General features: G+C 72.4%; 6 protein-coding genes. 4 read left to right on the forward strand and 2 right to left on the reverse strand.

Annotation, left to right across the window (positions count from 1 at the left end):
- On the reverse strand, positions 1-1,044 hold a 1,044-nt coding region (locus VN520_RS05525), incomplete at its 3' end, for an epoxide hydrolase (protein ID WP_325745708.1).
- Positions 1,045-1,217: 173 nt separating this feature from the next.
- On the opposite strand from VN520_RS05525, the gene VN520_RS05530 reads away from it, so the two are divergent.
- Together VN520_RS05530 and VN520_RS05535 are read left to right on the forward strand one after the other, a co-directional pair.
- A complete protein-coding gene (locus VN520_RS05530; RefSeq protein WP_325745709.1) occupies positions 1,218-2,429 on the forward strand; it encodes a phospholipase D-like domain-containing protein in 1,212 nt (403 codons plus the stop codon).
- Between the two features lie 202 nt (positions 2,430-2,631).
- Positions 2,632-3,060: a hypothetical protein gene (locus VN520_RS05535; RefSeq protein ID WP_325745710.1), complete on the forward strand. Its 429-nt coding sequence runs from the start codon at positions 2,632-2,634 to the stop codon at positions 3,058-3,060.
- A 492-nt stretch (positions 3,061-3,552) separates the two neighbouring features.
- Here VN520_RS05535 and VN520_RS05540 read toward each other — a convergent pair whose 3' ends face one another.
- Positions 3,553-4,512, reverse strand: coding sequence for a MerR family transcriptional regulator (locus VN520_RS05540; RefSeq protein ID WP_325745711.1), 960 nt, complete (start codon positions 4,510-4,512; stop codon positions 3,553-3,555).
- Positions 4,513-4,604: 92 nt separating this feature from the next.
- On the opposite strand from VN520_RS05540, the gene VN520_RS05545 reads away from it, so the two are divergent.
- Together VN520_RS05545 and VN520_RS05550 are read left to right on the forward strand one after the other, a co-directional pair.
- Positions 4,605-6,125, forward strand: coding sequence for a dienelactone hydrolase family protein (locus VN520_RS05545; protein WP_325745712.1), 1,521 nt, complete (start codon positions 4,605-4,607; stop codon positions 6,123-6,125).
- Positions 6,126-6,216: 91 nt separating this feature from the next.
- The gene (locus tag VN520_RS05550; RefSeq protein ID WP_325745713.1) at positions 6,217-6,408 is read left to right on the forward strand and encodes a DUF2945 domain-containing protein; all 192 of its coding nucleotides are present in this window, start codon (positions 6,217-6,219) and stop codon (positions 6,406-6,408) included.
- The last annotated feature ends 110 nt before the right edge of the window (positions 6,409-6,518 follow it).

Below are 6,518 nucleotides of genomic sequence, written 5' to 3' on the forward strand. Positions count from 1 at the left end.
CTCCAGCCATGCCCGCGGCGGGCGGACGACGTCGCCGCGGAAGAGTGAGAAGCCGGACGGCACCTCGACCCGCCGGGCGAGCTGCGCGGGCGGGATGGCGGCGTTCGCGCGGTACATGCGCATCGACGAGCCGATGGTCTCCGTCAGCCAGTAGAGCGTGACGTTCGTCAGGATCTCGTCCTTCGTGAAGCTCCGCTCGATGTCACCGTCGCAGTCGCTCCACGCCTGGAGCTTCTCCACGATCCACGCCGCGAGCCCGGCCGGTGAGTCGTTGAGTCCGAAAGCGGCGGTCTGGGGCTTCGTACGGTGGATCGCGGCGTAGGCGCCCTCGGCCGCGCCCCAGGCCACGGCGCCGTCGATCCAGTCCCTCTCCTCCGGCGCCAGGTCGGCCGGGTCGCCGGTGAATACGGGCAGGCCGGCGTCGGTACGGTGGACGGCCACGACCCGGCCGGGGTGGTCCAGGGCGAGACCGCGGCTCACGTGGCTGCCGGCGTCTCCTCCCGCCGCGCCGAACCGCTCGTAGCCGAGGACGGTCATGAGCTCCGCCCACAGGCCGGCGACGGCGATGGAGTCGAGGGGCGGGCCGGCGGGCCGGTCGGAATATCCGTAGCCGGGCATGTCGGGCACGACCACGTCGAACGCGTCGGCCGGATCGGCGCCGTGCGCGCCCGGGTCGGTGAGCAGCGGGATGACCTTGGAGTAGCGCCAGAAGCAGTCGGGCCACCCGTGGCTGAGGATCAGCGGCAGCGCGGACCCGGCAGGAGCGGCGGCACGGGCGTGCACGAAGTGGATGCCGAGGCCGCCCAGCGGAACCCTGAAGCGGGGCAGCCTGGCGAGCGCGGCCTCCTGGGCCGGCCAGTCGAAGCCCTCCGCCCAGTACGCGACGAGCTCACGGAGGAACGCAAGGTCGGTCCCGAGCGACCACCCGGCGTCCTCGGGCGTGTCCGGCCAGCGGGTCGCACGCAGCCGCGCGCGCAAGTCTTCGAGCGCTGCGGGAGCCGTCTGCTGGATGAAGGGCTCGGGGCGTGGCTGGGCGTCCGGCATGGCCGCATCCTAAGCACCGTGCCGCGCTGGGGATCAACTCCTCCGGCCGTATTCCGCCAGGCGCCGGACCCCGGAATCACGGGGCGGCCGGCAGCTGGCCGAATACCGCTCCGGAGCGCGTGGCGCCACGGGAGTACAGTCGCCCTGCCCAGTCCCCGTTCACCAGGTGAGAGATGTCCAGCCACATAGATCAGAGACCCACGCAGGCCGAACCTGACGACACCGTTTACGCGCAGCGCGCGCAGCGGCTGCGACGGCGACTGGAACGCCTGATCGGAATTGCCGCGACCGAGGGCAACAAGCTCGTTCCGCTCCGTAACGGGGACGAGATCTTCGCCTCCATGCTGGAGTCCATCCGGGGTGCCGAGCACACGGTGGACATGATGACGTTCGTGTACTGGCGCGGGGACATCGCCTGCGAGTTCGCCGAGGCGCTGGCGGAGCGGGCTCGCTCCGGTGTCCGGGTGCGGCTGCTGCTGGACGGGTTCGGCTCCCGGCTCATCGAGAAGGACCAGCTGGCGCTGATGGACGAGGCCGGGGTGGAGGTGGCCTGGTTCCGCAAGCCGCTGTACCTCTCGCCGCTCAAGCAGAACCACCGCTGCCACCGCAAGGTCCTCATCACGGATGAGGAGGCTGCGTTCACCGGCGGGGTCGGGATAGCCGAGGAGTGGTGCGGTGACGCCCGCAACGAGCGTGAGTGGCGGGACACCCATGTTCGGGTGCAGGGCCCGGCGGTCGACGGCCTGGCCGCCGCGTTCGCCCAGAACTGGGCCGAGTGCCACGACGAGCTGTTCACCGAGCGCGACAGGTTCGTGGACGCCACGCAGCACGGTGACGCGGTCGTCCAGGTGGTGCGCGGTTCGGCCGGCTTCGGCTGGCAGGACATGCAGACCCTGCTGCGTGTCGTGCTGGAGTCCGCCGAGGTGCGGGTCCGTCTCACCACGGCGTACTTCGCACCCGACGCGTACTTCGTCCAGCTGCTGTGCGACGCCGCCCGCCGGGGTGTCTGCGTGGAGGTGCTGCTTCCCGGACCGCACACGGACAAGCGGGTGTGCCAGCTGGCCGGTCAGCACCACTACGAGGAGCTGACCGCCTGTGGCGTGAAGATCTACCAGTACCAGCCGACCATGCTCCACACCAAGGCGCTGACGGTGGACGGGGTCGCCTCGCTGATCGGTTCGACCAACTTCAACCGCCGCTCGCTCGAGCACGACGAGGAGGTGATGCTCACGGTCCTGGACCGGGAGTTCACCGCCACGCTGGACGCCCACTTCGAGGAGGACGTGGAGCGGAGCACGCTGATCGACGGCGAGCGGTGGAAGCGCCGCTCGGCCGTGCAGCGGATGCGGGAGGTGGCGGTCCTGCCGATCCGCCGATGGCTGTGAGGCACGGAGCCGGCGGTGGCACGGGCGAACTGCCGTGGTGCGGCATCACTCTCTTCCATCGGTTCGCCGTGCTGGGTGCTCGCGGTGCCGGGGGCTGCCCTCCTTCGGATCTGCCGTACGACTCGGTGCCCTGAGGTGTGACAGCTCCCGCCGGGGGCATACGGGCTGTCACCTGGCGCTTGTCAGGTGAAGGGAGTGGTCCATGAGCGAGTCTGTCGGGATACGGCCGGATACGACCGCGGTGATGACGGAGCCGGTGCCCGATCTGCAGCTTCAGCTGCTGATCCAACTGCTGGACAGAGAACAGCGCTCCAGCCTGCCGATCACCCTCGCTCTGGCCGGTGGCGTACTCCACGGAGACGTGATCGGCCACGAGGCGTGGAAGGCGGACTGGGCGCGGAGCCTTCGCCAGGTGGAGGGTGAGGGCGCGAACCTGATCGCGGAGTTCCCGGAGACGGTGGACCAGGGGATCAGAGAACTCAGTGGCCAGGACGGCACGACGCAGCTGCCGCGCTGGATCCATCTCAGGGACGCCACGCTGGTCCTCGGCGGGACGGGGTCACTGCGGCTGCCCCTGTGGCGCGGACGCCTGGCCGATGTGACGGGCTGGGCGCTCGGAAGACCTCAGTGACACGAAACGGGCAGGACAGCCGGCGGGGTGCGCAGGACGCACCCCGCCGGCTGTCTGCTGGTACGCAGGAGGGGCGGACACGCGCACGCGGAGCCTCCCCGGTGCCATGGTCCTCGGTATGGGGATACGGGTGACCGGGACGGTCGGCCGTGCCGCCGCCGGCGCGCCGGCGGCTTCTCATCAGGTCGTCAGGGCCTCACGCAGCGGCCCGTTCAGGGTGGATCCGGAAGCGTCCTCCTCCCTGGACGCTCTCGTCGACGAGGTGCCGGACCTTGACGCGCGCGTCCCGGTTCCATCAGCCCCGGCTGGATCAAGGAGGCCCTGGAGAGCACGGGTGCGGGCGGGGCGGACGGTACGCCGGTTCCCGAGGCCGCCCGCGCTCGTGCGAGGGCCGTGGAAGGCACCGTGCAGGGACAGGCCGTACGTCCGTGATCCCCCGGCCCCGCGCCCTCGCCCACGGGAGGCGGGGCGCCCCGGCCGTCCCTGGCTGTCCTACGCGGGCTGCGCCACCCCCGGCTGGGCTTCCAGCGCGGCGACGAGCCAGTCGTGAGCCGACCCGGGCGTCGGCTCCGGCCCACCGGCCCGGGGGCTGACCAGTTCGGCCGTCAGCTCCCAGTACCGGTCGATGCGCGGATCGGCGCCGAGCCGCCGGGCGAGCACGCGGCGGAATTCCAGGGTGTCCGCGGTCTTCCGGGCGCTCGCGTAGGCGTCCACGAACCCGTCCAGCGCGTCCCCGGGGTGCGGGTCCCTGGCCTGGCGCATCTCTTCGCCCGCCAGTTCGTACGCCCTCGCCAGGCCCGCGTACAGAATGGCCGACGCACGCGCTCCCGCGGCTCGGTGCGCATGCGGCTGGGTCTGCTCGTCCCTGCCGCAGGGGCGGGACACCAAGGCGTTCAGCCGGGCGAAAGCGAGCACCTGGCGGGGCTCGGGGTCCTCGGGAGGCTGAGGGATCGCCGCCTCCAGGAAGGCGGTGACGGACCGGGCCGGCATCCGCGGGGGCAGCCAGGCGCGCCAGAACCGCGCCAGGGGCGCGGTGTCCGGTGGCGCCGTCACCGCGCCGATCAGACGGAGCCGGTCGGCGCGTTCGGCGGCCGGGCACTCCTGCACCGAGCGGAGCGCTGCCTCTCTCCAGCGCAGCGCTCTCAGCTCGGAACCCAGTGAGCGCAACTGCCCGGCGACGGCATCCTCCAGAGCACCGCCGGCACGACCCGCGGTGTCCTCCTCCTCCAGGATGCGGCGCACCGCGGAAACCGGCAGGTCCATGGTGCGCAGGGAGCGGATCATCTGCAGCCGCCCGAGGGAGCCGGGGCCGTACCTGCGGTGTCCGCCGGCGCTGCGGGTGGTCTCGGGCAGCAGACCGCTGTCGGAGTAGAAACGGACCGTCTTGACGCTGACTCCCGCACGCTCGGCGAGCTCACCGATGCCGCACAGGCCGTCGTACGACGAGAACACTTGAACCTCCCTCAGGGGGAGTTCCTACGGTACCCGCGAAGAGGCCGGGCGATCGGGCCGGTCTGCGGACGACAGTGTGTCGAGGAGAGACCATGACCGTGTTCATCCTGGTGTCCGGTGTGTTCACCGGCCCGCACGTGTGGGCCGACGTGGCGGCGCGACTGACCGCGGCGGGTGCCGAGGTCCGTGCGGTGTCCCTGAGCGGACTCGGCGGACCCCGTCCCCCCGCTGGTACGGGCATCGATCTGGAGACGCACATCGCGGACGTCCTCGCGGTGATCGACTCGGTCGGGCGGACGGCCGGTCAGGAGATCGTGCTGGTCGGTCACGACTACGGCATCCATCCGGTGGTGGGTGCGGCCGACCGGCGGGCGGGGACGGTCGCCCGGATCGTGTATCTGGACTCGGGGCTGCCCCAGGACGGTGTCCCGGCACTGGCCTCGGTGGCCGACCAGGGCCTGCGCGAAGAGGTGCTGCGCGCCGCCGGGGGACGGGGGGAGGGGGCAGGCGCGGAGCTGCCGCCTCCGGCGCGCGATGCCTGGCAGCTCTGGGGCAGCACCGCGGGCGTCCCCGACGCGGCACTCGACCGCCTCACCGCCCTCGCCTCGCCGCAGCCGCTGGACACGCTCCTGCAGCCCCTGAGACTGACCGGCGCGGCGGCCACGCTGCCCATGGCCGGGATTCTGTGCAGCGGCAACGGAGCGAGCATCGCGATGGTCCAGGCCCGTGCGGACTTCGGTGAACCCACGCTGCGGGCACTGGTCGATCCCCGGGTGACCTTCTTCGAACTGCCCACAGGGCACTGGCCGATGCTGTCGAGCCCCGCGGCGCTGGCCGTGACGCTTCTGAAGGCCGTGGCAGGAGAGGGCCGACGGCTGACTCCGGTGGACGACGCCGCACGGGTGCAGCCGTTCCTGCTGGAGGTGCCCGAGCTCCCCCGTGAGCGGAGCGGCACCATCGACCTGTACGTGCCGCCCGCGGCGCGTGGACCCCGCCCGGCGCTGGTCTTCGTGCACGGCGGCCCGGTCCCCCGCGAGGCCCGCCCGACCCCACGGGACTGGCCGGTCCTGACGGGCTACGCCCGCTACGCCGCCGGCCACGGGGTGGTGGGGGTGACCCTCGACCACCGGCTGCACGCCGTGACCGACTACGAGCAGGCCGCCGCCGATCTGGCGGACGCGGTGGAGCGGGTCCGGGCCGATCCGCGGGTGGACGCGGACCGGGTCGCCCTGTGGTTCTTCTCGGGCAGCGGTCCGCTCACCGCGGACTGGATGGGGAAGACCCCGCCGTGGCTGCGCTGCCTGGCGGCCAACTACCCCGTCATGGCGCCTCTGCCGAACTGGGGACGGCTCGACAGCCGCTTCCACCCGGCGGAAGCGGTCGCCCACGCGGGTTCCCTGCCGATCGTGCTGGTCCGGGCCGGGCTGGAGGAGGCCTCTGTCGCGGCCACCGTGGAGGGGTTCCTGACCGCCGCGCACGCGTGCGGGGCGGACATCGAGGTGATCGACGTGCCGAACGGCCACCACAGCTTCGAGACGGCCGACCGCACCGAAGAGTCGAGCGAGGCCGTACGCCGCGCGATGCGCACGGTTCTGCGCCGTCTGACGGCCTGAGCGGGCCGTCCGGGCACGACACCGTCCCCGCCTCGTCATCCTTCTGCTCGCTGTGACCGGCTGCTGCTCAGGCCCCGGCGGGGACGGCGAGGTGTCCTGGAGGCACCATGGCCAGGACGTGACGGGCAGGGGCGCCAAGGGGCGCACGGACCGCACCGGAGCCGCGGGGCGGACCGTCGGCGCCTCCGAGGAAGGCCTCCGGTACGAGGCTGAGAACGACAGCTCCGGCCGCTCCGCCGTCCACGGGCCCGGCTCCCCGCGGAAGGAACGCGGCGGCTCCTGAGCACCGGGTGAGCGGGGCCCCGGGCGGGCATACGGGTCACCCGAAGAGGCGTTCTCGGTGGCGGCTGCTGGCTTCGGGGCCCGGAACGTGATCGGGTTGACACCCCGTCA

This window comes from Streptomyces sp. (assembly GCF_035563135.1).
In the GTDB taxonomy this organism is placed as follows: Bacteria; Actinomycetota; Actinomycetes; order Streptomycetales; family Streptomycetaceae; genus Streptomyces.

Excerpts from the sequence above, each read along its gene's own strand:
- VN520_RS05530 (WP_325745709.1), top strand. The coding sequence starts at position 1,218 with ATGTCCAGCCACATAGATCAGAGACCCACGCAGGCCGAACCTGACGAC.
- VN520_RS05535 (WP_325745710.1), top strand. The coding sequence starts at position 2,632 with ATGAGCGAGTCTGTCGGGATACGGCCGGATACGACCGCGGTGATGACG.
- VN520_RS05545 (WP_325745712.1), top strand. The coding sequence starts at position 4,605 with ATGACCGTGTTCATCCTGGTGTCCGGTGTGTTCACCGGCCCGCACGTG.